Genomic DNA, 25,808 nt, shown 5'->3' on the forward strand with positions numbered 1-25,808 from the left:
TGGGCCTCGATTCCGCTTAATGCCGGGGCCTGGCCCATTCGAGCGCGCCATTACCCTGAGGAATAACGCTTCATGACACCGGCTTTTTTCAGGTTATTTATCATGTCCCGCCAACGATTAACCCAAGTCGACCTCAAAAGCTTGAGATGGGTTCCATTTATAGTGGCCTTTTGGCTGAGCGGTTGTTCGTCCGTGGGTTATTACGGGCAGATGGTTAAAGGACAGATCGATCTGATACGTGCACGCCAACCGATCGAACAGGTAATAGCCGATCCGTCTACAGATGCTCGTTTGCGGCGTCGACTGTTCCTGGCGCTCCAGGCGCGGACCTTTGCCAGCCAGGCGTTGTGGCTGCCGGACAACCGCAGCTATCGACTGTATGTTCAACTGGACCGGCCCTTCGTACTCTGGAACCTGTTTGCCACGCCTGAATTCTCATTGGCACCGCGTACGTATTGTTTCCCCATCGCAGGTTGCGTGGCCTATCGCGGGTATTATCAAGAGGCTGCTGCGCGTGCCGCTGCCGAGCCGCTCAAGGCGCAAGGGTGGGACACCTACGTAGGGGGCGTTCCGGCCTATTCGACGCTGGGCTGGTTCGACGATCCGATCCTGAGCAGCATGATGCACTGGGACGATGACCGGCTGATTTCGACGATTTTCCATGAACTTGCACACCAGAAGCTCTATGTTCAGGACGATACGGCCTTTAACGAGTCGTTCGCGACCTTTGTGGAACGTGAGGGATTACGGCAGTGGCATGCGTCGCGTGGCCTGCCGCCGCCTGACAGGCAACGGGAAGCGCAGTACCGGCAGTTCGTGGCTTTTGTTCTAGAGACGCGAGAACGTCTTGAGCACTTATATGCGCAACCCCTAGAGGCGTCAGCCATGCGCGAGGCTAAGGCAGAAGCCTTTCAGGAATTGCGTGATAAATATGCCCGCCTGCGAGACAGCCAGTGGAAGGGGGATCGTCGTTTCGATGCCTGGATGGCTGGCCCCCTTAATAATGCCGCATTGCTGCCGTTCGGCCTGTATGAACGCTGGGTACCTGCTTTCGCCGCGCTGTATGCAGAGCATCCTGGTAACTGGCCTGCTTTCTATGCCCGGGTAGAGGCCCTTGCGGCCTTACCGGTGACCGAGCGCCAAGCGCGTCTGGAGGCCTTGGCGAATTCTGCAAGGTAAGTAGTAGAGCAACTCTGCGGGACGGCTTTGGGGCTCAAAAGAGGGCTGCCGGATAGCCCTTGCGGGAGTATGTGAACGCTGTTGATGCACGCCATGCTCATGCATGTCGCAAACGCACCGTTGTGTGGCGTGGACAGGTATTCTGTCGCTCAGGCCCAGTCCTACCATCGCTCTCAAGGATCAGCCCATTGACGGCCATGCCGGCCTTCCGCTGCGCTGCAGGAGAGACGCGATGTTTACCAAGCAAGACCGTATCCAGGGTTACGACGACGCTTTGTTCGCTGCGATGAGCGAAGAGGAGCGTCGTCAGGAAGCTCACCTCGAGTTGATTGCCTCGGAAAACTACACTAGTCAGCGGGTGATGGAAGCGCAGGGCAGCGGGTTGACTAACAAGTATGCCGAAGGCTATCCGGGCAAACGCTATTACGGTGGCTGCGAGCATGTGGACAAAGTGGAGCAGCTGGCTATCGAGCGTGCCAAGCAGCTTTTCGGCGCCGATTATGCCAACGTCCAGCCACACTCCGGTTCCCAAGCTAACGCTGCGGTCTTCCTGGCCCTGCTGCAGCCGGGCGATACCGTACTGGGCATGAGCCTGGCCCATGGCGGTCATCTGACCCACGGTGCCAAGGTCAGCTTTTCCGGCAAACTCTACAATGCTGTGCAGTACGGGTTGAACCCTGAGACGGGCTTGATTGACTACGATGAAGTCGAGCGTCTGGCTGTCGAACACCAGCCGAAAATGATCATTGCTGGTTTCTCCGCCTATTCCAAGACGCTGGACTTTCCACGCTTTCGTGAAATTGCAGACAAGGTTGGCGCCTACCTGTTTGTCGACATGGCCCATGTGGCGGGCCTGGTTGCGGCCGGTCTCTACCCGAACCCCATTCCGCTCGCTGATGTGGTTACCACCACAACGCACAAGACCCTACGCGGCCCCCGTGGCGGCCTGATCCTGGCCAAGGCCAACGAGGAGCTAGAGAAAAAGCTCAACTCCGCCGTTTTCCCAGGCGGGCAGGGCGGTCCGCTAATGCACGTAATCGCTGCCAAGGCTGTGTGCTTTAAGGAAGCTCTGGAGCCAGGCTTCAAGACTTATCAGCAGCAAGTTATCCACAATGCCCAGGCCATGGCTGAGGTATTTATCCAGCGCGGCTACGACGTAGTCTCCGGGGGGACGGACAATCACCTGTTCCTGGTCAGCCTGATCAAACAAGGCATCACCGGCAAGGATGCCGACGCCGCGCTCGGTCGCGCCGGTATCACTGTGAACAAGAATGCTGTTCCTAATGATCCCCAGTCGCCGTTCGTGACCTCGGGCTTGCGTATCGGGACCCCGGCAGTTACTACGCGCGGTCTTGGTGTTGCACAGTGCCAGGAATTGGCCGGCTGGATTTGCGACATCCTCGACCACTTGGGCGATGCCGATGTCGAGGCGCATGTGGCACAACGTGTAGCCGGATTGTGTGCGGATTACCCCGTCTATCGCTAAGCCGCGATCCGTAGGGTGGGTTAGCGGCAGCGTAACCCACCACTGTTTGATTGAGTCAGCTAGCTATAAGCCACCCTACGAAAACCTCATTCATGAGTGGGGACAGGTTCAGGAGTTCAACAGATGCAGCGCTATTCCGGTTTCGGTCTCTTAAAGCATTCCCTTAGCCACCATGAAAACTGGCAGCGCATGTGGCGCACGCCTACGCCCAAGCCTGTCTATGACGTGATTGTTGTAGGCGGTGGCGGCCATGGCCTGGCGACAGCCTATTACCTGGCGAAAGAACACGGTGTCAAAAACGTCGCGGTCATCGAGAAAGGCTGGCTGGGCGGCGGTAACACGGCACGCAACACCACCATTGTGCGTTCCAATTACCTGTGGGACGAGTCCGCTCACCTATACGAGCATGCGATGAAATTGTGGGAAGGCCTGTCGCAGGACCTGAACTACAACGTCATGTTCTCGCAGCGCGGTGTTTATAACCTGTGCCATACCTTGCAGGACATGCGCGAGGCTGAACGCCGCGTAAGCGCCAACCGCCTGAACGGAGTAGACGGCGAGCTGCTCGACACCAAGCAGGTAGCCGAAGAGATTCCCTACCTTGATTGCAGCAAAAATACCCGCTACCCAATCATGGGCGCGACCGTACAGCGCCGGGGCGGTGTTGCCCGGCATGATGCCGTAGCCTGGGGGTTCGCCCGTGCTGCCGATGCGTTGGGCGTGGATCTGATTCAAAATACCGAGGTGATTGGCTTCCGTAAGGAGAATGGCGCAGTCATTGGAGTCGAGACCAACAAAGGCTTTATTGGCGCCAAGCGCGTCGGGGTGGTCACCGCGGGTAACTCCGGTCACATGGCCAAGTTGGCTGGCTTTCGTTTGCCGCTAGAGTCGCATCCATTGCAGGCCCTGGTTTCCGAGCCGCTCAAGCCCGTTATCGACAGCGTGATCATGTCCAATGCTGTGCATGGCTATATCAGCCAGTCAGATAAGGGCGACTTGGTCATAGGCGCCGGTATCGATAGCTGGGTCGGTTATGGCCAGCGCGGCTCGTATCCAGTCATCGAGCATACCCTGCAGGCTATCGTCGAGATGTTCCCGATCCTGTCTCGGGTACGGATGAACCGCCAGTGGGGCGGTATCGTCGATACCACGCCGGATGCCTGCCCGATCATTTCCAAAACGCCGGTGAAGAACCTGTTCTTCAACTGCGGCTGGGGTACTGGTGGCTTCAAGGCCACGCCAGGTTCCGGCAATGTCTTTGCCGCCACGCTTGCTAAAGGCGAAATGCATCCCTTGGCAGCCCCGTTCTCCATCGACCGTTTTTACACCGGCGCGCTCATCGATGAGCATGGCGCGGCGGCTGTTGCGCACTAAGGAGCCCTAATCATGTTGCATATTCATTGCCCTCACTGTGGGGAACTGCGCTCCGAAGAGGAATTTCACGCCGCTGGTCAGGCGCACATTCCGCGTCCGCTGGACCCGGATAGCTGCACCGATGTTGAGTGGGGTGACTACATGTTCTTCCGCGATAACCCGCGGGGTATTCACCATGAGCTGTGGGTACACGCCACGGGTTGCCGCCGCTATTTCAATGTGACCCGCAATACGGAAACCTACGAAATTCTCGAGACATACAAAATCGGCGAGCAGCCGCAGGTGACGGGTAAGCCGGTCGTGGTGGCCAAGGCCATCGAAGGAGAAACGGTATGAGTCAGGTCAATCGTCTTACCCGGGGCGGCCGTATCGACCGCAGCCAACCCTTGACCTTTACCTTCAACGGCCAGAATTACCAAGGCTTTGCAGGCGATACGCTAGCATCGGCCCTTCTGGCCAATGGCGTCGACGTGATCGGGCGCAGCTTCAAGTATTCCCGGCCTCGCGGCATCGTGGCCGCCGGGTCGGAAGAGCCTAACGCGATTATGCAGATCGGCTCCACCGAAGCCACCCAGATTCCCAACGTGCGTGCGACCCAACAGCCGCTCTATGCAGGTCTTGTAGCTGCCAGCACCAACGGCTGGCCGAGCGTAAACAATGATCTGATGGGCATTCTTGGCAAGGTTGGCGGCAAGATGATGCCGCCCGGTTTCTACTACAAGACCTTCATGTACCCGCAAAACCTGTGGCTGACGTACGAAAAGTACATCCGCAAGGCAGCAGGGCTTGGGCGTGTACCAACGGAAATCGACCCAGACAGCTACGACCACATGAATCAGCACTGCGACGTGTTGGTGGTTGGTGCCGGGCCGGCCGGTCTCGCTGCTGCCCTGGCCGCCGCTCGCAGCGGTGCTCGTGTCATTCTGGCCGATGAGCAAGAGGAGTTTGGCGGCAGTCTGCTCGATACACGCGAGCTTTTGGATGGCCAGCCGGCCGCCGAGTGGGTCGTCAAGGCTGTTGCGGAGCTGGAAGCCACGCCTGACGTTACGTTGTTGTCGCGTGCCACTGTCAACGGTTATCACGACCACAACTTCCTAACGATTCATCAGCGCCTTACCGACCATATAGGCGAAAAGGCCCCGATGGGACAGGTGCGTCATCGCGTGCACCGCGTTCGCGCCACGCGTGTCGTCTTGGCGACGGGCGCTCATGAGCGTCCACTGGTCTACGCCAACAACGATATTCCCGGCAACCTAGTGGCCGGTGCCGTCTCGACCTACGTGCGCCGCTATGGTGTCGCGCCGGGGCAGAAACTGGTGCTGTCCACCAATAATGATTATGCCTACCGCGTAGCGTTGGATTGGCTGGAGGCAGGTCGCACTGTTGTCGCTATTGCCGATGCGCGTCAAAACCCCCGCGGTGCTTGGGTCGAAGAAGCTCGGGCAAAGGGGATTCGTGTCCTGACCAGCGCGGCCGTTACGGAGGCCCGGGGTTCAACGCGAGTAACGGGCGCACGTGTCGCCGCCATTGATATCAAGGGTTTCCGCACGACTAGCCCTGGTGAGTGGCTGAGCTGCGACGTGATCGCCACGTCCGGTGGCTATAGCCCTGTCGTACATTTGGCATCTCACCTGGGCGGCCGTCCCTTGTGGCGTGAAGACATTCAGGCGTTTGTACCTGGCCCTGCCCCGCAGAAGCGCGTCTGCGCCGGTGCGGTAAACGGTGTGTTTGCCTTGGGTGACGTGCTGGCCGATGGTTTCGAGGCAGGTGCAAAAGCTGCCGCCGAAGCGGGTTTGAAAGCGGTGTCGGGTGAAGTGCCTCGCGTTGACCAGCGTTTCGAGGAGCCTTCGCTCGCCTTCTTCCAGGTGCCGCATGAGAAATCTACGGCTCGCGCACCTAAACAGTTTGTAGACTTGCAGAACGACGTAACCGCTGCCGGTATTGAACTGGCCTGCCGAGAAGGCTTCGAGTCCATTGAGCACGTCAAGCGCTACACTGCCTTGGGGTTTGGTACGGATCAAGGCAAGCTAGGTAATATCAACGGCCTCGCCATCGCTGCACGCGTGCAGAATAAGGCGATTCCTGAAGTCGGTACCACCATGTTCCGCCCGAACTACACGCCGGTCACTTTTGGCGCTGTAGCTGGCCGACATTGCGGCCATCTTATGGAACCTGTGCGCTTTACTGCTCTTCACGGTTGGCATGTCAAGAGTGGCGCCCTGTTTGAAGACGTTGGCCAGTGGAAGCGCCCATGGTACTTCCCTAAGGCAGGTGAAGATCTGCATGCCGCCGTGGCCCGTGAGTGCAAGGCAGTGCGCGAGAAAGTTGGCATCCTTGATGCGTCGACCCTTGGCAAGATCGATATCCAGGGACCGGATGCCCGTGAGTTCCTCAACCGTGTCTACACCAACGCCTGGACCAAGCTGGAAGTAGGTAAGGCCCGCTACGGCCTGATGTGCAAGGAAGACGGCATGGTCATGGACGATGGCGTCACGGCCTGTCTTGCTGATAATCACTTCCTGATGACCACCACCACCGGCGGTGCCGCGCGCATTCTCGAGTGGCTGGAACTCTATCATCAAACCGAATGGCCAGAGCTGAAAGTCTATTTCACGTCGGTTACCGATCACTGGGCAACCATGACGCTGTCTGGCCCGGAAAGCCGTAATCTGCTTGCCGAGCTGACCGATATCAATCTGGATAAAGACGCGTTTCCCTTCATGAGCTGGAAAGAGGGGACTGTGGGCGGCGTACCGGCCCGGGTGTTCCGTATCTCCTTTACCGGCGAGCTGTCCTATGAAATCAACGTCCAGGCTGACTACGCCATGGGCGTATGGGAACAACTGATGGAGGCTGGTAAGAAGTACGGTCTGACACCTTATGGTACGGAAACCATGCACGTCCTGCGGGCCGAAAAAGGCTTCATTATCGTAGGTCAGGACACCGACGGCTCCGTCACGCCACAGGACTTGGGCATGAACTGGGCGGTCAGCATGAGCAAACCGTTCTCCTTTATCGGTAAGCGTGGCATGAATCGGCAGGACTGCCTCAAAGCAGACCGCAAACAGCTGGTTGGCCTCAAACCGGTCAATCCTAAAGCCGTTCTGCCTGAAGGGGCGCAGCTGGTTTTCAACACCCAGCAGCCGATTCCGATGACCATGGTTGGTCATGTGACATCTAGCTACTACAGCGCCTCAATGGGCTTCGGTTTTGCCCTGGCCGTTGTGAAGGGCGGCCTGGGCAAGATGGGGCAGAAGGTCTACGCCGCACTCAGGGATGGCACCTTCGTCGAGGCCGAAATCGTTTCTTCCGTATTCTACGATCCGAAAGGGGAGCGTCAGCATGTCTAACGTGAACGTTTATTCACAGCGTCCCGCCGGTACTGCTCGCGCTGAATCTCCTTTGTTTCATGCCGAGCTCGAAAAGCTGGCTGGGCGAAGCGTAAGTGGTGCAGGTGTCACTCTGCGTGAGAAGAAGCTACGGGGTCATCTGATTCTACGTGGCGATGCCAGCGATAGAGGCTTTACCCGTGCGGTTGAATCCGTGCTTGGCCTGGAACTGCCCGTTGCCTTGGGTCTGACTGCCAAAGGCGAGACTTCATTGCAATGGTTGGGGCCGGACGAGTGGCTTCTGGTTGTTCCGCAAGGCGAGGAATATGCCACTGAGCTGAACTTGCGGGAGGCGATTGGCGATCGGCATATCTCTATCGTTAACGTCAGCGGCGGTCAGACTCTGTATGAACTGACAGGGCCAAACGTGCGTAACGTGCTGATGAAATCGACATCCTATGATGTCCATCCCAGCAATTTCCCGGTGGGCAAGGCCGTTGGAACGGTATTCGCCAAATCCCAGCTAATCATTCGTCACACCGGTGAGGACACCTGGGAGCTAGTCGTCCGCCGCAGCTTTGCCGATTACATCTGGCTTTGGTTGCAGGACGCTAGCGCCGAGTACGGTCTGGCCATCGCCGCCTGAGGCAAAAGGGGTGGGTTGAGCATAGCGATACCCATCCTACGATAGGCATGTTTATGGTTTGTCTGGTAGGCCAAGCGCAATAGCTACCACGACGACATCTAATCCACACCGGGAGCCACACATGAGCCGCACCCCCGACACCTGGATTCTTACTGCCCAGAGCCCCAGCCGTCTGGGAACTGTGGACGTGGTTACCCGCTTTCTATTCGAGCAGCAGTGCTACGTCACTGAGCACCACTCTTTTGATGACCGACTAGCGGCGCGCTTCTTTATTCGCGTGGAGTTCAAGGCACCGGCTGTCTTTGACGAAGCTGCCTTTCGGGCCGGTCTTGCCGATGCCCTTGCGCCATTCGACATGCAGATGGAGCTGACCGCACCGGGCTATCGGCCTAAAGTCGCGATCATGGTGTCCAAGGCAGACCACTGCCTGAACGATCTGCTCTACCGTCAGCGTATCGGGCAGTTGCCTATGGACGTAGTCGCTGTGATATCCAACCATCCAGATCTTGAACCTCTGGCCCGTTGGCATGGCATCCCGTACCATCATTTCCCACTGGACCCGCATAACAAGCCCGCCCAGGAAGCCCATGTCTGGCAGGTCTTGCAGGATACCCAGGCGGAGCTGGTTGTGCTGGCTCGCTACATGCAGGTTCTTTCACCCGAACTCTGCCGCCGGCTCGATGGTTGGGCAATCAACATTCACCATTCCTTACTGCCCGGTTTCAAAGGCGCCAAACCCTACCACCAGGCGTACCAGAAGGGAGTAAAACTGGTTGGTGCCACGGCGCATTACGTCAACAACGACCTTGACGAAGGGCCAATCATCGCCCAAGGCGTAGAAAGCGTGGATCATGCCTATTATCCGGAGGACCTCGTTGCCAAGGGCCGTGACATCGAATGTCTAACTTTGGCCAAGGCTGTGGGTTATCACCTGGAGCGCCGCGTCTTTCTGAATGCCAACCGGACGGTAGTATTGTAGTCCGGTATCTTTCCGTGCGCTTATCGCACGGCTTCGTTGACGTTCAGCACAGGCTTTCTACGCTCAGTCTAGCCATTGTAGGAGGGAACGAGCGCAGCGATACCCCTCTCCACAAACTCGCTACACCGCTTTCCATATATCACCGCCCATCAAGGGCTTATTACAACAAGAGGAAACGTGTATGTCAGGCAATCGAGGCGTCGTCTACCTGGGCGCTGGAAAAGTTGAAGTACAAAATATTCCCTTCCCTAGGATGGAAACTCCTCAAGGACGCCAGATCGACCATGGTGTGATCCTTCGGGTTGTTTCTACCAATATCTGCGGCTCTGACCAGCATATGGTACGCGGCCGTACCACCGCGCCTGAAGGTTTGGTGCTGGGGCACGAAATTACCGGAGAGGTGATCGAAGCGGGCAAGGGTGTGGAAAACCTCAAGGTAGGCGATCTGGTTTCCGTTCCCTTCAACGTAGCTTGTGGTCGCTGCCGTACCTGTAAAGAGCAGCATACCGGCGTCTGTCTATCAGTTAATCCTTCCCGTGCGGGCGGTGCCTATGGCTATGTCGATATGGGCGGCTGGGTTGGTGGCCAGGCGGAGTACGTTATGGTGCCCTATGCTGATTTCAACCTGCTCAAACTGCCTGACCGTGACCGGGCGATGGAAAAAATCCGCGACCTGACCTGCCTTTCAGACATTCTGCCCACTGGCTATCACGGTGCTGTCACAGCAGGCGTTGGGCCTGGCAGTACCGTCTATATTGCTGGCGCAGGCCCGGTTGGTCTTGCCGCAGCGGCTTCGGCGCGGCTGTTAGGTGCTGCGGTCGTCATCGTGGGTGACGTTAACCCGATACGTCTGGCTCACGCCAAGGCGCAAGGTTTCGAAATCGCTGACCTATCCCAGGACACCCCGCTGCATGAGCAGATCGCTGCACTGTTAGGCGAGCCGGAAGTAGATTGCGCTGTAGATGCGGTCGGCTTCGAGGCACGAGGGCATGGTCATTCAGGTTCTCAACACGAGGCCCCTGCGACCGTACTGAATTCGTTAATGGGCGTTACACGTGTTGCTGGCAAGATCGGGATTCCAGGACTTTATGTGACGGAGGATCCCGGTGCTGTAGACCAAGCGGCAAAGCAGGGTAGCCTGAGCATTCGCTTTGGTCTTGGTTGGGCTAAGTCCCATAGCTTCCACACCGGGCAAACCCCTGTGATGAAATATAACCGGCAGCTGATGCAGGCTATCATGTGGGACCGTATCAAAATCGCCGATATCGTTGGGGTTGAAGTCATCAACCTTGATAGCGCTCCCAAAGGCTATAGCGAATTCGATGCCGGGGTACCGAAAAAATTCGTAATCGACCCTCACGCATTGTTTAGCGCCGCCTAACGAGCCCGCCCCGTTGCGCATCTGTTTCCCGCTTCGGGGTCGCTATGCCTCACTAGGCCATACAGGGGTATGCTAGAGCATGCAGCTATCAACCAAGGAAACTGCCAATGCCTTATTTGATCGAAACCTGGGATAAACAGGGCTCTGAACAACTGCGCCAGAACAATCGGCCCGCTCACTTGGACTTCTTGCGTGAAAATGCCAGTAAACTCTTGGCCTGCGGTGCCAAATTGGATGACGCAGGTGCCAATGCCAGCGGTAGCGTCTACATAGTAGACGTCGAAACACGTGATGAGGCGGAAGCCTTTCTGGCACAGGATCCTTTTAGCCAGGTAGGCTTGCCTGAAAAGGTTATGATCACACGTTGGAGAAAGGCCGTTCTTGATGGCAAAGCATTTGTCTGAAAAGTAGCTTCAAGAGCTTGTTTTCCGTTTCGCTGAGCACTTCCCCTAGGCTTTAGCGCGTTTCCCCGCTTCGTTTGCGTAGTATTAAGCGGAGCGGGTCATATTTATTCATTTTGGTTAGAACATTTCCAAGTATTGTTTGTCCCTATGCTGCTTAGGATGAACAAACGATATCAAAATGATAGCCTGCGGTTGCCATTTTGTAACACTTTCATCTTAGCTTAAGGTGCGATCAATATCACAGGTATTGATCTTTCAAATCCTGCGATGATACTTAGACTTATTCGCATGGGTTTAAATGGAGTGATTTGAAATAATAAAAATGTTTATGCAAAGAGTGTATTGTCTCTTTTTGCAAGATAGATAATTACATTTAACATGGCCTGTTTTCAGAGTACTAGGCTAATTAATGCTGATGTTTGACTGATATCAGCTATAGATATATGAGGAAGAGCCCCATGCGGAATACCAAACCCGAAAAGGATCTTAGGATCGAAACGATCAGAGGGTTGGCACTATTTTTAATGGTGGCAGGCCATGTAATCGGAAGCTCCGGCGACCAAGGCATGAAAGTATCGGATGACTCCTTCCTTAGATACCTCTACGATTCTCTCGTTTACATCCGAATGCCGTTGTTTACCGCTATCTCAGGTTATGTCTATGCCCTGAGGCCTGTTACAGAAAGCAGTATTCTGATGCGCTTCTACCAGGGAAAGTTCAAACGAATCCTGATTCCAATGATCGTCGTTTCAACTTTGTTCTTCGTCATGCAATCGCTGGTTCCCAATACCAATACAAAGCCGCAATGGAGCGATATTTTTAGCATTTACTTTTTTAGCTATGCTCATTTCTGGTTTCTGCAGTCTATCTTTTGTATTTTCTTGGTCGTTGCGGTCATAGAGAAGATTGGTCTGCTGTCTTCAATCAGAAATTACCTAGTCATTATGGCCATAGGGATCGTGGCTTCACTTAATTATGAAAGCTTCCCCGAATTCTTCTGCTTTTATAAAGCCGTCCAACTCTTCCCCTTCTTCCTGTTAGGGCTTGGTCTATATCGGTATTCCGATCAGCTCGTCACGATAAAAAAACAGGTTACCATCGCGTTGTGTCTGCTCGTTTTAGTTGTCATCGACCAAGCATACCTCTTTGACCAGATAGACTTTTCCGACTCTGAAATGAGTTTGATTGGTACAGCGCTAGGCCTTACCGCGATTTACATGATCATTACCAAGCGAATTTATTTCAAGCCGCTGGCATGGTTGGGTTATTTCTCTTTTGAAATTTACCTGTTCCATGTATTCGGTACTGCAGGTAGTCGGATTGTGTTAAATAAACTATCCATTCACGATCCATGGATTATGTTTACTGTCAGTATGGTGCTTGGCTTGTTATTACCTGTCATGCTCAAGAAGGCAGTGGAGCGGATTAATATACTGAATTTAGCTTTCTTCGGTACGCCTGCAAAAAGAAAGCATGAGATCAAACTACAAGAAAAGGTATCGCTAGGTTAAGAAGTCTTCAAAAAGCGATATTCAAAAAGCCGATTTGTTTATACAGGTCGGCTTTTTTATTGATATTTATTAACTCTGTAACTATTGCCATCTGTATGGTTTTTATTATGGCTGTAAAGCTTGCATAACCATTAAGGCAATGGTCGTAGGTTCGCCTATGTGTTTGCAGAGTAAATGCACGCTTGGTTGTACCGCTTCGATGGGTACGTTGGCTAAGATTAGCCAGGCAGCAGCATTATGTGTTGTAAAGGAGGGGCGAGGTACAACGAGATTAACAGAGTGATGGCTAGACGTCTCATCAAGCTGGCTGCTTGAATTTGTGTATGAACAATGCAGATTTATGTCGTCTAGCCTGAAGATGTGTACCTAATACTCTATTAATTTTGGTATATAAAAGGGCTCAACAGTATACGCAAAAAAAAATGCCCTTCAGGCGAAGGGCATTTTTAGATTTCGTTTCGGCTTAGTTGCTAAAGCCCGAATTTGCATTAGCTGCAGAGCTGATAACGTTTGAAGAGCCTAGCAACTGGCTGATAAAACGATTCCAGCGTGTGATACCTGCAGGTCCAACATATACGACATCCTGGGGCTGCAAAGCAAAGTGCTGTGCTAGAACGAAAGCCGCTGGTGACGATGCGCTCAAATGGAAGACTTGCGCTTTCGCACCGGGTGCCTGGAAGTCAGCCGCACCGCGGATTACATATACTTCATCAGCGTCAGCTGTTTCCTGGCTCAGGCCGCCCGCTTGGCCCAGGGCGTCCATAAGACTCAGACTGGTCGTCTTGAAGCTGGTCGCCAGAGGATTATTAACTTCGCCTAGAACAAATACTTTGCGGTTATCGTTATAGGGCAGGTGGATGCTATCGCCGTCTTTTAGATAGATACCGTACAGTTTGGAGTTTTTACGGTTCAGGGTATCCGTGTCGATCTGATATTCCTTACCGTCACGTACTAGCGTCAGACCGCTTAGATCGGCGCTGTCTGTATCAACTCCTGCTTGGCCCAATGCCTCAGGCAATGTAATTGGTACAGTAGTCAGGGGAATAGAGTCACCTTTGGTGAAGGCGCCAGATAGCGTTACTTTCTGGCTGCCGAAGCGCAATACGCTAACATCGACTTGTGGATTATCGATGAAGGTTGCCAGTCGCGTAGAAATGGTCTTACGAATTTCTTCTAGCGTTCTACCTGCGGCGTTCACTGTACCCACGTAAGGATAGAAAATCGTACCGTCAGGGCGTACTAAGCGGCCATTGGCATCGATCTGCTGCTGCGCGCCCGAAGGAGCGGTCAGCTCAGGATGATCCCATACTGTGATATAGAGGAGGTCCGCCTTACCCACGCGATAGGCTTCAGGCCGATATTTCAGTAGCTCGTCCAGGTTTGTAGAGGCTTGCGGCTTACTGGCATCGTGACTTAGCAGGTAAGAGCTGGTGATTGGTATCAGCTCAACTTTAGCGCCTTCAACTGTGCCGCTATTTTTCAGCTCATCTCTGTGGAGATACTGGCCTGGTGCCCATACGCAGCCCTGTAACAAGAGGCTGGATAGAAGTGCGAGGGTAAAGGTGCGTTTCATTTTTTCTTCCTTGATCGCTGTGAAAAAGTTCTAAAAAACTTTATATCGATCGATTTATTTAGCGTCAGAACGTACTGCAATATAAGCAGCATTATTGTCTTAGGCGGGCCTACTTTCGCCTGGCGCTGGATAATTCGGAGTATCCGCTCTGTCAGACCAGACCACGTATATCAGCGGAGTCTGTGACAGGAACTGAAAAAATTAGTTCAGTTGGTACTTATTCTTAGCCCTTACTTTCCAAGTCGGAAGCTAGGCGTAAAAACATTAAAATAAAGTCAATGTTCAGTTACTTTATTTTTCGTGACAAAACTTCCAAAGCTATAAAGTCAACGGCTACCCGAATAGACCATGCCAAGGCAGCGCCTTGTAATGAAAAAAGGTTGATACATACAACGAGCAGACCAATATAAGGCAGCAGTTCTGCCATATGAACCATAGCCGTGACTTTTGAATGGCCTTTCGCCTGGATCTTGGCGAATGGAATCTGGGCAAGCGCATTGAAAATGAAACCAACCAATAGAATACGCAAAACCTGAGCACCTTCTTCGCCGTATTCAGGTCCCATCCATGTAGTCATGACGAGGGGGGCCAGAATGAAGAGAGGAAGAACCATGGCAATGCAGACTGCTAACAGGGCCCAAAAAGCTCGATTTGTTTGAGCAACCGCGTCTGCTGAGCGTTTGCTAAGGAGCGGGAAGACAACCCGAGCAACCGCATTTGGGATAATGAGCATTCGCGAAATAGCCTCTGAGGGCGCGGTATAAAAAGATACTTTTTGAGCTCCAATCATATTGGACAAGATAAACCGGTCGAAATAGACCATGATTGGGCTGATGATATTGCTAATAGTCATCCAGCTGCCAAAGGCGAAAAGATCCTTGAAGACGGCTTTGTCGAACCGATAGAGGCCAGGTGGAAATTCTCTCCAGCAGGGAATGAACGCTACAGCCATCGAAATAATGCGGGCAACTACCAAGCCAATTGCTGTGGCAACAAAAGACGGGTCAATCAATACAGCAAACAGCGGACAGATGGCCAAAATGGAATTAGTAATGGTACGTAGCAGATTGAACTCTGCGAACCGCTCGTTTCCTTCTAGGTAGGAAAACCAGATCATTGTGAGTAGGAAGGACGGAATAGAAAGGCTAAGCCACTGAAAACCAGATACAGCCGTATCAACGTTTTCTGATGAAACATTTAGCAAGTGAACTAACTTACCTGCACCAAACCACAATAAGAGTACTGCTAGAATGCTCAATCCGATAACAGCATACGTAGCCGTAGCAATAACTAATTTATTTTTTTCTACATTGCCATGATGCATTGCCACAGCCCGAATAACAGCGCGGGTGAGTCCTGCATCAAAGATGGTTGCGTACCCTACGATCGCAAATGCCAAGGTAAAGAGGCCGAATTGTTCTATGCCTAGTGTGCGAGAGAGTATGCCCATGGTAGGCAGGGCAATAAGACTGGGAATCACTACACCCAGAATATTCCAGGTGCTGTTCTTGAGCATGGTCATTAAGGAGCTTCTATAGCGAAGGGCCCACCGCTATAGATGTCGATGGGCCGTATGACACGAGGGAGCATGTGCAGTAGTCGAGCTTATCTAAAGCTAGGCTGCCCTAGAGCATGCGCTCCGAGATAAGGCTCAGACACCGGACTGCTTGAGTTCAGGTGCTTACCCTTGAGAGCCTGGATCACTAGCAGAAAAGCGATAGTTGCCTGCATATACTCGAAAATCCCTTGCAGAGGCCAAATCACCATAAACGCCAGCATACATATCAGCGTGAAGTTGGTGTTCAAGCAGAGCCGTTTGGCAAAACGGTAATAGCAAAACAGGCTTAGGGGCACAATAAAAAAGGCTAGGAAGCCAAATCGGAACAGGGTTCCAAATATCCCAACGTCGGATAAGAAGAAGTACTCACCAAAGTGAGGAATGAAGCCGTTATTCCACATTAAGGAAAGTGAACCGCTTGGTAGCCAATTATTACTGTGCAGGTGCATGAAGATATAACTGATAGTTTGCTCACGCACACCGTCGGTAGGTCCGTCTTCCAATGATTGTGTATAGAAGTCCACATTCAGACCCAGCGCTGTAATCAGCTCAGGGAAAAGGTAAAACGGGGACAATAGAATACAGGATAGGGCGACCCAAATTACTGATTTACTCTTCAAGCAGAGCAGCGTGAAGCACAAGGAGAGAAAAATCAGCTGTCTTGTCTGAGTAGCAAAAACTAGGGTTAGCAGGATAAAACAGGCCAAAATTAAGTAAGGCGTCTTCGACTTCTCGGACCCATCAATGGGTGAACTACCCTTGTTCCAGATCTGAATGGCGTAGAAATAGCCTAATATCTGAGCAAGCGAGCCAATAGAGGAGCGGTCGGGGCGGTCAAAGGACGCTACCTTATCTCGTAAGTCCGGCAAAGCGCCGAATTTGAACATCCAGGCCAGCACACACGATAGCAATACGACGGCAAAGAAAGTGTGCTCGAAGTGAGCTACCTTCATGTTCTTGGCTAAGAATAGCAACACGGCAAAACTAAAGCAGAAAAGAACACGTCGTTCCTCGATAATCCCATAGATGAGCGGTTGCCCGTAGTATAGGTTCGAGAAAATGGCTGGCAGCAGAATGAAAACTACTGAAGAATAAAGACCGTAGCTAAACAGGATATTGAAATCCCTTTTTTCCATGCCTACGGAAGCCAGCAAGTAAAAAAGCGTGAAAGCCAGGCAAATGACTAGATACAGTTCATTGACATATAAAATGCCAATAGGGTTGTGTGGCGTCTCTTCAAAAATGCCGAAATGCAAAATGAAGACAAAAAATAAAACGATGCAACATGCACTGCTTTTGCTTACTAGGCTCATATCGCTTCCCATCCTGCTTCACTCGATGTCCTATTCGGTACGGCTACCATCCCTGTATCGAGGCTGGCCAATCACGCAGGTATATCAGTAATCAATTCACTTCTTGGCTGCTACGTCTTCTTCCCGAGCGCTCTTTTACATAGATGGGAAGAATATGGACGGCATCATGAACATAGCGGCGGATCAATCGTTGGGGCTCAGAACACATACGGTGCAGCCATTCGATCTTGGCCTTCTGCATCCATAGAGGGGCTCGCTTAAGGCTGCCTACTGCAAAAAGGATTGAGGCTCCGATACACAAACCTACCCCGGTTCTGCGGGAGCTATCGATCATGCTGGCTAGAATTTCCTGACGCGGCGCGCCGACAGCATAGAAAATCAGATCAGATGGATTCGCATAGATGAAGTCGAGGCACTTCTGGACTTCTTCCGGTTTCTCGATGAAACCCATCGGTGGATTGTAATGATAAAGATGGATATAGGGATAAAGCGCCTTTAGCTTGTCAACATCCTGCTCGGCCGCTCCAATCAGCGTAATTGACAGTTTTTCTTGGTTAGCCTTCTTGAGCAGACTGACCGTTAAATCACTACCAGTAATAACTTCCTTGACTTCAATGCCCAGAGATTTCAGAAGTGGCGCCAGAATGCGACTATCGCATATACGTTTGTCTGCTAGCCGATAGGCCTTCTGCAGCTTTTCGTTTTCCTGGAACTGCACCACATGATCAATATTGGGCGTGACGATATACGAGTAAGGCTTTTTCAAGCTTCCAGAAATATGCGTCAACAATTCATCTTTGCTACCGAGATAAAAATCAATCCCGAATGCTTGGTTTACTGCGCTAGACATGCATTGTCGCCCCTTTAAAAGCACCTTTAATGCCTGACCAAGCCAACTTGGGGCTCTTGTATTCTTGAAGCAGGGTAATGCCGGATAGCAGAATAGCGGACGTCAACGCATAAGGTGCGCCGTAAAATTTCTTATTAAAGCGGGTCGCTGCGCGGTTACGGAAGTAATGATAGAACGCGGAGCGGCCGCCAGAGCTCATGGAGCCGTAGTGATAAAGATGACTATCGCGCGCCACGTGTAAAGCAATACCACGCTGTTTGGCTTGGTGCTCCCAGTCCACTTCCTCTGAATACATGAAATAAGACTCATCCATGTAACCGATTTCGTCGATGACCGAAACATTGAATGCCAGGCTGCATCCCATGATGTAATCGGGCTCTTGAGAGAAGTTTTGAAGTTCCTCCGCTGAAAGATCTTTGCCCAGAAGCTTCGACTTGCCCAAGAGCGGGTAGAGAATACCTCCACCGTAACATTCTACTTTCCCAGTCTGAGAGCTAAAAATCACAGAGCCGGCTATGGTGCGTTTGTTTTCGGTGATCTTTGCCAGAAGGGGTTTGAACGCATCGTTCTTAACGTAGGCATCATTATTTAGAATCCAGAAGTGAGTCACGTCTAGATTCTCACGTGCCCATTTCATGCCGAAGTTGTTACCGCCTGCATAGCCATTATTGTGCGGGCTGGCCAGTACGGAAACATTGTCTAAGCTCCGGCTTTCCTTCCAGGCTTTCATCACATCATAAGAGCCGTCTTGAGAATCGTTATCGATCAGTACGATATGGTCAATGCTCTTGCAGTATTCAAGTACGCTCTCAGCGCATGAAATGCTTTCTTTCGGAGCCTTATAATTCAGCACCATTGCAACATTCATAGTCATATCCTTTTAGCCCAGAAAATCAATCTAGTCATATAGAGTCAGTAGGCGTCATTAATCCCGGCAGGCACTTCTCGTAAACCTGCCGGGATAATGAAGTTATGCTCTAGCGTCCGATTGACGTTTTCTTATGCTTTGCACGGTGCTTAAAACCACTGCAAACCGGGTAACGCCATGCCTTAGCTCTTGGTTGGCCGCTCGTATGAATATTGGTAATTACCATAGGACGAATAGTTAGAGGCTCGACGCTCAACAGCGTTGAGGATCACACCTTTCAGCGGTACGCCGTTCAGGTCGAAGCGACGCTTGGTGGCTTCCAACTCCTTAACGCTGTTCAGGCCGAAGCGTGCCACGATCAGGCTGGTACCAACGTGTGCGCCAATGATAGCTGCCTCGGTAACGGCCAGAATTGGCGGTGTATCGATGATGACGATGTCGTACAGGTCACCTAGTTGCTTTAGAACAGTAGTGAAGCGATGGCTCATCAACAGTTCAGAAGGATTTGGCGGGAACTGGCCGCAAGACATGAAATCCAGCATGTCTACTTCGGTTTTCTTAATGGCATCACTCACAGCGATGCGGTTGCTCAACAGATCGGACAAGCCATCCTTCTGCTTGAGGTTGAAAACCTTGTGTAGGTAACCCTTGCGCATATCAGCATCGATCAGCAAAACGCGCTGGCCGGATTCAGCGATCACAGCTGCCAAGTTAGAAGATACGAAGGACTTACCTACATCTGGGCTGGGACCTGAAATCATCAGAACATTGTTCTTCGCTTCAATCATCGCGAAGTGCAAGCTGGTACGCAGGCTGCGCAGGGCTTCTGTACTTAGGTCCGTTGGGTGGGCAATCGAAAGAAGTGCCGACTCGCCAATCTTGCGCGAACCCTTGTTACCGAACAGCTTTTCCGAATCGGATTGGTTCTTGCTGTAAGGAATAGAGGCATAGACAGGCAGGCCCATCTGCTCAATGGCCTCAGGTGTTTCAACGCCGCGCTTGAGGCTGTGGCGGGTATAAACGAAGGCCAGACCTACCAGGCAGCCAAGAATCAAGGCCGCTACAACGATCAGGGGCTTGTTGGGGCTAGCAGCGTCATCAACATTGGCGTTCGCGTTGTCGATAATACGAACGCTACCTACTGTACCCGCGCGAATTACATCCAGCTCCTGTACCTTGTTCATCATCAGGGTATAAGTTTGGCTGGTTACGTCTACGTCACGCTTGAGACGCAGCAGCTCTTGCTGGGTAGACGGTAGATTACCGACACGCTTTTCAAGCTTGTTCTTTTCCGCTTCGAGCTGATTCATCTGGCCGAGCAAAGCCTGGTAGGCCGGATGCTGGCTCGTGAACTTACGACTCATTTCGACACGCTTGAGGTTAAGCTCGGAAATTTGGCCATCCAGGGTTACGATCTGATCCAGAACGCCCTTTGTCTCGCTGTCGATATCAACAGAGCGGCGGCTAGTCTGGTATTCGTTCAGTGCAGCTTGGGCGTCTTCCAGTTCCTTTTTGACGGAAGGAATCTGACTACGCAGGAATTCCAGGCTCTGGGTAGACTCAGCCGCGTTCCGGTCGATGTTCTGAGCTACGTATAGGTCGATGACTTCCTGGACGATGCGTTGAGCACGTAACGGATCCGGATCCTGCAGGGCTACCGATAAAATGCCGGACTGTTTGCCACGTTCGCCAGCGCTAATACGGCCTTGGTATTCCTGAATAGTTTTGGAGAGACGTTTTTTTACAACATTGAACTCTGTTCCAGGGCGCGCCTGAAGCTTGCTCACCTCAATGAAGTAGCCATTTTGTTCTACAGGCTCGCCAAGTGTGCCATGCAGCAGGATTTGGTTGTCTTCGTCGAACAGAGTGAAGCTGTTGTTCTCTTCGACCTTAAGCACCATGGGTTTATCGAGTTCACTGTCCGGAACGCGCAGTTCCGCAATTTCAAGATCCTCACCGCCCCAAGCGAAGCTATTAAGACCCAATAAAGGAGCAGCAATCTCTCCCTCGGTTTCCGGGGTGAAGTTGCGTGCGATATAGCCGCCAAAGATAGGGAAGTATTTTGGGCTAACGACAACATCAAGATGGAGATTCTTTACAGTATTGCCGATAACCAAGCGCGATTTGAGCAGCTCAATCTCGGTTACAGCTTCGGGGAGGGGTGGCGGCATGCCGGAGGAAGGTTCCGTCAGGCGTGTCACGCCTTTCTTTTCCTCTATCTGCAGCATTGCATTCGAGGAGTACATGGGCGTCGCCAGAATGGCATAAGCGATACCCAGGAATGTAAAAATTCCGATAATGGAAAGAAGCTGCCATTTATAGTCGATCAGCATACCAAACAAGGCTGAAAAGCTGATCTCAGCATCATTTTTAACTTCGGTCGTAAAACGAGGCATCGTGGTCATGAAATTCCTTCTTCCCCTTATCTGATATATGGAAGCCAGCTATCTACGCATTTTGCTAAAAGTATATGTACTTCTTTAAACATTTCTTTTGAGAGACGATAGGGATCAGGAACCTCTCGGTTATTCATCCATTTACCCAGCAGGAAAACTCTCCCTTTAACTTCTGGAGCCATACTTTCAACAGAACGAGAATGAAACTCTTCCATTGTCAAGATAAGATCTGCTTTCCTTAGCATTTCGGCATTTACTTGGCGAGCTTTGTGCTCTTGTACTTCAATGCCGTTTTCTTTTAATACTTCTTGAGCCGTACTATCCATAGGCCGTCCTACTAAGGCGCCAATACCGGCAGAACTTACTGCTATATTCTTGCCTTTCAAGCCTTCCCTTAGCAGCGTTTCGGCCACTGGGCTTCTGCAAATATTACCTACACACACAACCAGCACTGACTTGATCATGAAAACTCTTCCTGACGGGAAATCAGATGCTTCCTAGGCATTGATGATGTATCTGGAACTCGCTTGGATATGATGCTGGCATCCGAGCTCCTGCCGGGAAATCTCATTAGGGATGCTCTGACACCTTTCTCTTAGAAAGTTCAGCTGATGCTGCATCCGGACCGTATGAAATAGTCCGGATGCGGTAGCCGTCTCAGTAAGCGTTTTTATTGATGAAGCCTTTCACAAGCGTTAGGCAAATAATCTTGACATCCCACCAGAAAGACCAGTGGTGAATGTAGTCCAGATCGAATTCGATACGTTTCTGCATCTTATCCAGCGTGTCTGTCTCTCCACGCCAGCCATTGACTTGTGCCCAGCCGGTAATACCAGGCTTAACCTTGTGGCGCAGCATGTAGCCCTGCACAAGTTTTCGGTACTGCTCGTTGTGCGCCACGGCATGGGGCCTAGGGCCGACGATAGACATCTCACCACGTAGCACATTTATGAACTGAGGAAGTTCATCGAGTGAGGTGCGTCTAAGAAACGAGCCAAAAGGAGTAATGCGCTGGTCATTTTTAGTGGCCTGGGTGACCTTTTCGCCATTCTCCATGACTTTCATGCTGCGAAACTTCCATACTTCGATAGGCTTGCCGTCCATGCCATAGCGCTTTTGCTTGAAAAAGACCGGGCCGGGAGAGGTCAGCTTGATACCGATGGCAATGATCAGCATTGGAATAGAGATCATTGCCAGAATGATCGAGGCTAAAACGATATCTTCTATGCGTTTGACGATTAGGCTTGCACCATCCATCGGCGTATCAAAGATGCTGATGCTGGGAAGGCCGTCAATACTCTCACTGCGAGCATGCAGAAGATGGAACATGAATACATCGGGGATAATGTAGACCGATGTAGTCGTATCGCTCAGTTCCTGGACGAGCCATTTGATTTGGGCTTCGTAGGACATATTAAGCGTGATATAGACTTTATCGATATAGCCGGCGCGAGCATCTTCGATGAGCTGCTGAAAGTCACCGCGAATAGCAAAGTCTCGAGCTCCCTGATCAATTGTGGTGCGATCGGTAGGCTTCTCGACATAGAAGCCTAGAAGTTCGAGGCCCATCCAGGGCGCGCGGTCGATAGTATGTGCAAGGCGTTGACCTATCTTTTCCGCACCTACAATGGCTACACGGCGCGTGTTGAACCCGGCCTTACGCAAAGAATGCATGATCGAGCGTAGTAGGGCACGATAGCCACACAGTCCACTTAGAGAAAGTGCAAGCCATCCTTTCATGGTGGTGCCGCTCATAAACGACTGAGCAAAGAAGAAGTAATCCACCATGAACACTGTTGAAAAAGTCAGTACCCAATAAGTAGATATCTTCATTAGCTCATAGGAAATTCTTTCCCCACGCCAAGAAAGATACATCTGATTCATTTCAGTAAGGAAATGAAATATAAGCAAAGCCAGAAATACTATCATCCAATGTTCAGGCGCCATTGGAATACCTGACAGTACTTTGCCGGCAATATATGCAGTAGCAGCAATTACTATTAAATCTAACAGGCGATGCGCTAATGAGATCGCTGATGAATTCGAATGTAAAATGCCACGTTCTTTAAAATTCATAGTTCCATCCTTGTGCACTTTGAGGTTGCACGAACTTCAACAGGACCGAATGATCAATGACAACGATCGACGAGAAGTCGCAGTCGATAACAACTGAACGTGTTTAAGGTTTCATTGCACTAGCTCGGAGAATTCTTCAACGGTAACTGTAGCCGTCGGTAGGACCGTCGAAAAATTCAAAGGTTCAGCACGGTCTAACTAGTGATCAGGCGCTTAGGTTCTATTCAAGAATTAAATAGCTGCTAGAAGGTTAAGTAATTTTTCGAAAGGTGATGAGGGTCACCTTTTAGAGGGCTGAGGTGTGGCCATAGTCAAAATTTGACCACACCTATATGCCGATAAGCGGGAGCTCGGACAGACGAAAGGCTGAAACCGGTTTGCCTATTTTACCGCTCTGGCGCTGTAAAGCTGGATGGGGAAAAAGACTAACTGTCGAAACTACTAGAAAGGCCAAGCGGGGCCGTGTGCCTCTAGAGGCACATGCGCTTCATGTCTAACATTTCAAGAAGATGAATCGTTAACTGATCTATCTTCAGGCTGTGTGTGAGATTTAGTAGTGACATACTCTTTAGGGGTGAGAAGCAAGCCCTTGCGATGTGGCTGCAAAAATAGCGCAATGCCCCAACTAATGCTTAAACATAGGAGAGCGGCATAGGGCTTTCCTGAGTCCATAAAAACAAAGCAGCCGCCAATACCTAGCCAGATCGACAAAAAGTAACGCATCACGGGCTCCTCTGGAAAGGAGCCAATGTTACGCCTAAGTTAATGTGATACGCATCACAATTTATGGGGTGGTTCGCTGAAAGGTTATACTTCCAGAGAGCCCCAGCCGTCGAGTTCTCCGCCAAGCGGAGCAGCATGTGTAGCTAGCAGCTCCTCATACTCACTGATATTGGAGTGAGTAGGCTGCATTACGGGATAGGCTAGAACTTGCCAGGGAAGCTGTTCGTTTTCTTCGTAAGGAGAGAATGCCACTTTCTGGCCGTTTCTAACCAGCAACATGGCAAAGCTTAGAGCGTTGTCCTCAGAGGGGAAAACAACAGCAAATTCGATCTCGTGATCGAGCTCCAAGTCCACACCGTTTTCATGCATGTCCCAAAGTGCGTCTCCGTTCTGGTCATCTGGGAACTGCTGATAGTCGCGAGGCATGAGCTTTCCTATTTTTTGACCAATGAGTTACTTCGAGTGTGGCAGATACCTGCGACTTTTGCTCATTTTTATAAGGTACGTATCGACGTGCCAGCTCAATATAGGCAGCGGCAATACTAGTGAGAGTGCCAGTATGGTGCGCTTAAAGCTTGGCAAGCTTGAGCGACTTACTCAATGGTAAAGCCATGGCGTACCTAGGAACCTATTTACATCCTGCTCTATGTTCAGTGACACCCCATTCAAATAACTCGAAAGCAACTTCTAGGCTGTTTGCATTCAGATCTTTTTCGTAGCGTAGTATTCGTTACAAGTGAAAACAGCAAGTTTTCGCCTCGCTGAGCAGTGATAGTTTTCTAGGCTAAGGATGATGCTTCTTCTTATTCAACAATTGCATTAAGCCTAGAAGCCTGATGCCCTGTGTGTTTCCTACAGGCTATACAGATTCTGCACACAGAGTTATCCACAGGTTTTCTTTTGAGCAAAGGGTAGCTTCTGCCTTTTTGGGCTCATGATCGCTCAGCAACTAGCATTAAATTGCGAGGCGTGAGTGAGTAGTTACAAAACTGTCCGAGTTTGACTTCATAGCCCTGCTCTTTCAAGAAGAGGGCACGGTCAAGTAATAGCCAAACCTCTAGCGGTCTTCGAAATAAACCTCTTACTAGCTCTAGGTTGCGTACGATAGCAAGACGCTCCCAGCCTTTTCGTTCGAGTACCTGCCAATTTCGCTCGGCCGGGACGGGTAGTTGTTTGAGTGCAGCTAGATCGTAGCAGTAGTCCCGGTAGGACTTCTTCAGCCAACTTGTAGGTAGGGAGGGAGTAGGCAGGTATTCATCGAGCCCGCTTAGGTCGCGCTGCAGCAGATCAAAGCCCAGTCGGCGCGCCATGGAGACATCGCGCTGCTGACGGGTTCGCAGGTTGGCGGTCACTGTCTCGCAAAGCGGTAAGCTTAGGTCATCACGATTCAGGCGCAAGGGTGAGGACAGGGCAGGGCGTGAGAGAGGCTGATGCTGATCAGAGGTAATCCGGTTGTAGCAACAGGGTGCAATAGCCATGGCCTTACAGCCGGCTCGAGTGGCTATTTCAAGTAGACGTATATGCAGATCGCCACAGGCATGTAGGGCTACAGGAGTATGACTTGCATTGAGCCGCATGGTGACGGTATCGCTAAGGACATCCTGCACATAATGGTTGGCGTTGAGCTGAGAGCGATTGCTGAGACGTTGCCCCTCTTCTACCAGCGCGACATCGAATTCAAGACAATCAAGGGCCGCCCCGTTCGCCGCCAGGTGTCGCCCTAGATGGCCTTTGCCTGAGCACCAGTCTAGCCAGTGTGTAGGTGTATGAAGAAATTGTGCATGACGGGCAAAGGCCTCTACTTGCTGCCATTTACGGCCTGGCACATCAGCTGGCGTTGCGGAGGGAGTTTGGGTGTATTGACTAGGCAGTTCGCCTATAACACTTAAGGCCATAGCCTGACGAAGCCACTGGTTGAATGGTGGCGGTGCGTTGAGGAGATGGAGTTGTGTATGGACCCGGTCGGCCTCTTCCAGGGTACGGCTACGTAGCCAGGCGGAAAGGAGTGGATAGTCTGCTTCCCAAAGTAAAGTCAGCATTGTGAACGGTTTTGGCCGCCACAGTGGCTGATGCTCGATTAAAAACGCATCTAGCGCCTGGAATCGATCATATAGATCGTGGGTCTGGAGAAAGGAGGCAGAATGTAACGGGCTCATACCGGG

The 25,808-nt window shown here is 51.6% G+C and carries 21 protein-coding genes; 10 read left to right on the plus strand and 11 right to left on the minus strand.

Translation table 11 applies throughout. The annotated features are described in order from the left end of the window. Positions 1 to 102: 102 nt before the first annotated feature. From IQ22_RS05035 to IQ22_RS05080, 10 genes are all read left to right on the plus strand, one after another. The gene (locus tag IQ22_RS05035) at positions 103 to 1,179 is read left to right on the plus strand and encodes an aminopeptidase (RefSeq protein WP_244308949.1); all 1,077 of its coding nucleotides are present in this window, start codon (positions 103 to 105) and stop codon (positions 1,177 to 1,179) included. A gap of 232 nt (positions 1,180 to 1,411) precedes the next feature. Next, on the plus strand, positions 1,412 to 2,665 hold the full coding sequence (glyA, locus tag IQ22_RS05040) for a serine hydroxymethyltransferase (RefSeq protein ID WP_145139062.1): 1,254 nt from the start codon (positions 1,412 to 1,414) through the stop codon (positions 2,663 to 2,665). 123 nt (positions 2,666 to 2,788) lie between these two features. Then, positions 2,789 to 4,039 carry a sarcosine oxidase subunit beta family protein gene (locus IQ22_RS05045; RefSeq protein WP_145139065.1) on the plus strand — a complete coding sequence of 417 codons (1,251 nt, stop codon included), beginning with the start codon at positions 2,789 to 2,791 and terminating at the stop codon, positions 4,037 to 4,039. A 12-nt stretch (positions 4,040 to 4,051) separates the two neighbouring features. Continuing rightward, positions 4,052 to 4,375 carry a sarcosine oxidase subunit delta gene (locus IQ22_RS05050; RefSeq protein WP_145139068.1) on the plus strand — a complete coding sequence of 108 codons (324 nt, stop codon included), beginning with the start codon at positions 4,052 to 4,054 and terminating at the stop codon, positions 4,373 to 4,375. After that, positions 4,372 to 7,389 (plus strand): sarcosine oxidase subunit alpha, encoded by a 3,018-nt coding sequence (locus IQ22_RS05055; RefSeq protein ID WP_145139071.1) that lies wholly within the window; start codon positions 4,372 to 4,374, stop codon positions 7,387 to 7,389. The genes IQ22_RS05050 and IQ22_RS05055 overlap by 4 nt, the downstream gene beginning before the upstream one ends. Then, positions 7,382 to 8,014, plus strand: a complete 633-nt coding sequence (locus IQ22_RS05060) for a sarcosine oxidase subunit gamma (RefSeq protein ID WP_145139073.1) — start codon at positions 7,382 to 7,384, stop codon at positions 8,012 to 8,014. Before IQ22_RS05055 ends, IQ22_RS05060 begins: the two co-directional genes overlap by 8 nt. Positions 8,015 to 8,135: 121 nt before the next feature. Further along, entirely contained in the window at positions 8,136 to 8,993 is an 858-nt protein-coding gene (gene purU / locus IQ22_RS05065; protein ID WP_145139076.1) for a formyltetrahydrofolate deformylase, read from the plus strand. A gap of 181 nt (positions 8,994 to 9,174) precedes the next feature. Then, positions 9,175 to 10,374, plus strand: coding sequence for a formaldehyde dehydrogenase, glutathione-independent (fdhA, locus tag IQ22_RS05070; protein WP_145139079.1), 1,200 nt, complete (start codon positions 9,175 to 9,177; stop codon positions 10,372 to 10,374). A gap of 107 nt (positions 10,375 to 10,481) precedes the next feature. Then, on the plus strand, positions 10,482 to 10,778 hold the full coding sequence (locus IQ22_RS05075; RefSeq protein ID WP_145139082.1) for a YciI family protein: 297 nt from the start codon (positions 10,482 to 10,484) through the stop codon (positions 10,776 to 10,778). A gap of 458 nt (positions 10,779 to 11,236) precedes the next feature. After that, positions 11,237 to 12,289 carry an acyltransferase family protein gene (locus tag IQ22_RS05080; RefSeq protein WP_145139085.1) on the plus strand — a complete coding sequence of 351 codons (1,053 nt, stop codon included), beginning with the start codon at positions 11,237 to 11,239 and terminating at the stop codon, positions 12,287 to 12,289. A gap of 463 nt (positions 12,290 to 12,752) precedes the next feature. Here the strand turns inward: IQ22_RS05080 and IQ22_RS05085 are convergent, their stop codons facing one another. The 11 genes from IQ22_RS05085 to IQ22_RS05135 all read right to left on the minus strand — a co-directional run bounded on the left by IQ22_RS05085 (position 12,753) and on the right by IQ22_RS05135 (position 25,802). After that, the gene (locus IQ22_RS05085) at positions 12,753 to 13,862 is read right to left on the minus strand and encodes a polysaccharide biosynthesis/export family protein (RefSeq protein WP_145139087.1); all 1,110 of its coding nucleotides are present in this window, start codon (positions 13,860 to 13,862) and stop codon (positions 12,753 to 12,755) included. A 286-nt stretch (positions 13,863 to 14,148) separates the two neighbouring features. After that, complete coding sequence (locus IQ22_RS05090; protein ID WP_145139090.1) at positions 14,149 to 15,384, minus strand: flippase; 1,236 nt, start codon at positions 15,382 to 15,384, stop codon at positions 14,149 to 14,151. Between the two features lie 83 nt (positions 15,385 to 15,467). Beyond that, positions 15,468 to 16,733 (minus strand): hypothetical protein, encoded by a 1,266-nt coding sequence (locus tag IQ22_RS05095; protein ID WP_145139092.1) that lies wholly within the window; start codon positions 16,731 to 16,733, stop codon positions 15,468 to 15,470. Between the two features lie 91 nt (positions 16,734 to 16,824). Then, positions 16,825 to 17,583, minus strand: a complete 759-nt coding sequence (locus IQ22_RS05100; protein ID WP_145139708.1) for a WecB/TagA/CpsF family glycosyltransferase — start codon at positions 17,581 to 17,583, stop codon at positions 16,825 to 16,827. Continuing rightward, positions 17,576 to 18,451 (minus strand): glycosyltransferase family 2 protein, encoded by an 876-nt coding sequence (locus IQ22_RS05105; RefSeq protein ID WP_145139095.1) that lies wholly within the window; start codon positions 18,449 to 18,451, stop codon positions 17,576 to 17,578. Before IQ22_RS05105 ends, IQ22_RS05100 begins: the two co-directional genes overlap by 8 nt. 182 nt (positions 18,452 to 18,633) lie before the next feature. Continuing rightward, on the minus strand, positions 18,634 to 20,856 hold the full coding sequence (locus tag IQ22_RS05110; protein ID WP_145139098.1) for a polysaccharide biosynthesis tyrosine autokinase: 2,223 nt from the start codon (positions 20,854 to 20,856) through the stop codon (positions 18,634 to 18,636). A gap of 17 nt (positions 20,857 to 20,873) precedes the next feature. Continuing rightward, complete coding sequence (locus tag IQ22_RS05115) at positions 20,874 to 21,311, minus strand: low molecular weight protein-tyrosine-phosphatase (protein WP_145139100.1); 438 nt, start codon at positions 21,309 to 21,311, stop codon at positions 20,874 to 20,876. 193 nt (positions 21,312 to 21,504) lie between these two features. After that, a complete protein-coding gene (locus IQ22_RS05120; protein ID WP_145139103.1) occupies positions 21,505 to 22,923 on the minus strand; it encodes an undecaprenyl-phosphate glucose phosphotransferase in 1,419 nt (472 codons plus the stop codon). A gap of 501 nt (positions 22,924 to 23,424) precedes the next feature. Beyond that, on the minus strand, positions 23,425 to 23,646 hold the full coding sequence (locus tag IQ22_RS05125; RefSeq protein ID WP_145139106.1) for a hypothetical protein: 222 nt from the start codon (positions 23,644 to 23,646) through the stop codon (positions 23,425 to 23,427). A gap of 84 nt (positions 23,647 to 23,730) precedes the next feature. Continuing rightward, the gene (locus IQ22_RS05130; protein ID WP_145139109.1) at positions 23,731 to 24,072 is read right to left on the minus strand and encodes a ribonuclease E inhibitor RraB; all 342 of its coding nucleotides are present in this window, start codon (positions 24,070 to 24,072) and stop codon (positions 23,731 to 23,733) included. A 506-nt stretch (positions 24,073 to 24,578) separates the two neighbouring features. Further along, positions 24,579 to 25,802: a methyltransferase gene (locus IQ22_RS05135; protein ID WP_145139111.1), complete on the minus strand. Its 1,224-nt coding sequence runs from the start codon at positions 25,800 to 25,802 to the stop codon at positions 24,579 to 24,581. Between the last annotated feature and the right edge of the window lie 6 nt (positions 25,803 to 25,808).

Source organism: Pseudomonas duriflava (assembly GCF_007830155.1).
GTDB classification, from domain to species: domain Bacteria; phylum Pseudomonadota; class Gammaproteobacteria; order Pseudomonadales; family Pseudomonadaceae; genus Chryseomonas; species Chryseomonas duriflava.

Excerpts from the sequence above, each read along its gene's own strand:
- IQ22_RS05035 (WP_244308949.1), top strand. The coding sequence starts at position 103 with ATGTCCCGCCAACGATTAACCCAAGTCGACCTCAAAAGCTTGAGATGG.
- glyA (WP_145139062.1), top strand. The coding sequence starts at position 1,412 with ATGTTTACCAAGCAAGACCGTATCCAGGGTTACGACGACGCTTTGTTC.
- IQ22_RS05045 (WP_145139065.1), top strand. The coding sequence starts at position 2,789 with ATGCAGCGCTATTCCGGTTTCGGTCTCTTAAAGCATTCCCTTAGCCAC.
- IQ22_RS05050 (WP_145139068.1), top strand. The coding sequence starts at position 4,052 with ATGTTGCATATTCATTGCCCTCACTGTGGGGAACTGCGCTCCGAAGAG.
- IQ22_RS05055 (WP_145139071.1), top strand. The coding sequence starts at position 4,372 with ATGAGTCAGGTCAATCGTCTTACCCGGGGCGGCCGTATCGACCGCAGC.
- IQ22_RS05060 (WP_145139073.1), top strand. The coding sequence starts at position 7,382 with ATGTCTAACGTGAACGTTTATTCACAGCGTCCCGCCGGTACTGCTCGC.
- purU (WP_145139076.1), top strand. The coding sequence starts at position 8,136 with ATGAGCCGCACCCCCGACACCTGGATTCTTACTGCCCAGAGCCCCAGC.
- fdhA (WP_145139079.1), top strand. The coding sequence starts at position 9,175 with ATGTCAGGCAATCGAGGCGTCGTCTACCTGGGCGCTGGAAAAGTTGAA.
- IQ22_RS05075 (WP_145139082.1), top strand. The coding sequence starts at position 10,482 with ATGCCTTATTTGATCGAAACCTGGGATAAACAGGGCTCTGAACAACTG.
- IQ22_RS05080 (WP_145139085.1), top strand. The coding sequence starts at position 11,237 with ATGCGGAATACCAAACCCGAAAAGGATCTTAGGATCGAAACGATCAGA.
- IQ22_RS05085 (WP_145139087.1), bottom strand. The coding sequence starts at position 13,862 with ATGAAACGCACCTTTACCCTCGCACTTCTATCCAGCCTCTTGTTACAG.
- IQ22_RS05090 (WP_145139090.1), bottom strand. The coding sequence starts at position 15,384 with ATGACCATGCTCAAGAACAGCACCTGGAATATTCTGGGTGTAGTGATT.
- IQ22_RS05095 (WP_145139092.1), bottom strand. The coding sequence starts at position 16,733 with ATGAGCCTAGTAAGCAAAAGCAGTGCATGTTGCATCGTTTTATTTTTT.
- IQ22_RS05100 (WP_145139708.1), bottom strand. The coding sequence starts at position 17,583 with ATGTCTAGCGCAGTAAACCAAGCATTCGGGATTGATTTTTATCTCGGT.
- IQ22_RS05105 (WP_145139095.1), bottom strand. The coding sequence starts at position 18,451 with ATGAATGTTGCAATGGTGCTGAATTATAAGGCTCCGAAAGAAAGCATT.
- IQ22_RS05110 (WP_145139098.1), bottom strand. The coding sequence starts at position 20,856 with ATGACCACGATGCCTCGTTTTACGACCGAAGTTAAAAATGATGCTGAG.
- IQ22_RS05115 (WP_145139100.1), bottom strand. The coding sequence starts at position 21,311 with ATGATCAAGTCAGTGCTGGTTGTGTGTGTAGGTAATATTTGCAGAAGC.
- IQ22_RS05120 (WP_145139103.1), bottom strand. The coding sequence starts at position 22,923 with ATGAATTTTAAAGAACGTGGCATTTTACATTCGAATTCATCAGCGATC.
- IQ22_RS05125 (WP_145139106.1), bottom strand. The coding sequence starts at position 23,646 with ATGCGTTACTTTTTGTCGATCTGGCTAGGTATTGGCGGCTGCTTTGTT.
- IQ22_RS05130 (WP_145139109.1), bottom strand. The coding sequence starts at position 24,072 with ATGCCTCGCGACTATCAGCAGTTCCCAGATGACCAGAACGGAGACGCA.
- IQ22_RS05135 (WP_145139111.1), bottom strand. The coding sequence starts at position 25,802 with ATGAGCCCGTTACATTCTGCCTCCTTTCTCCAGACCCACGATCTATAT.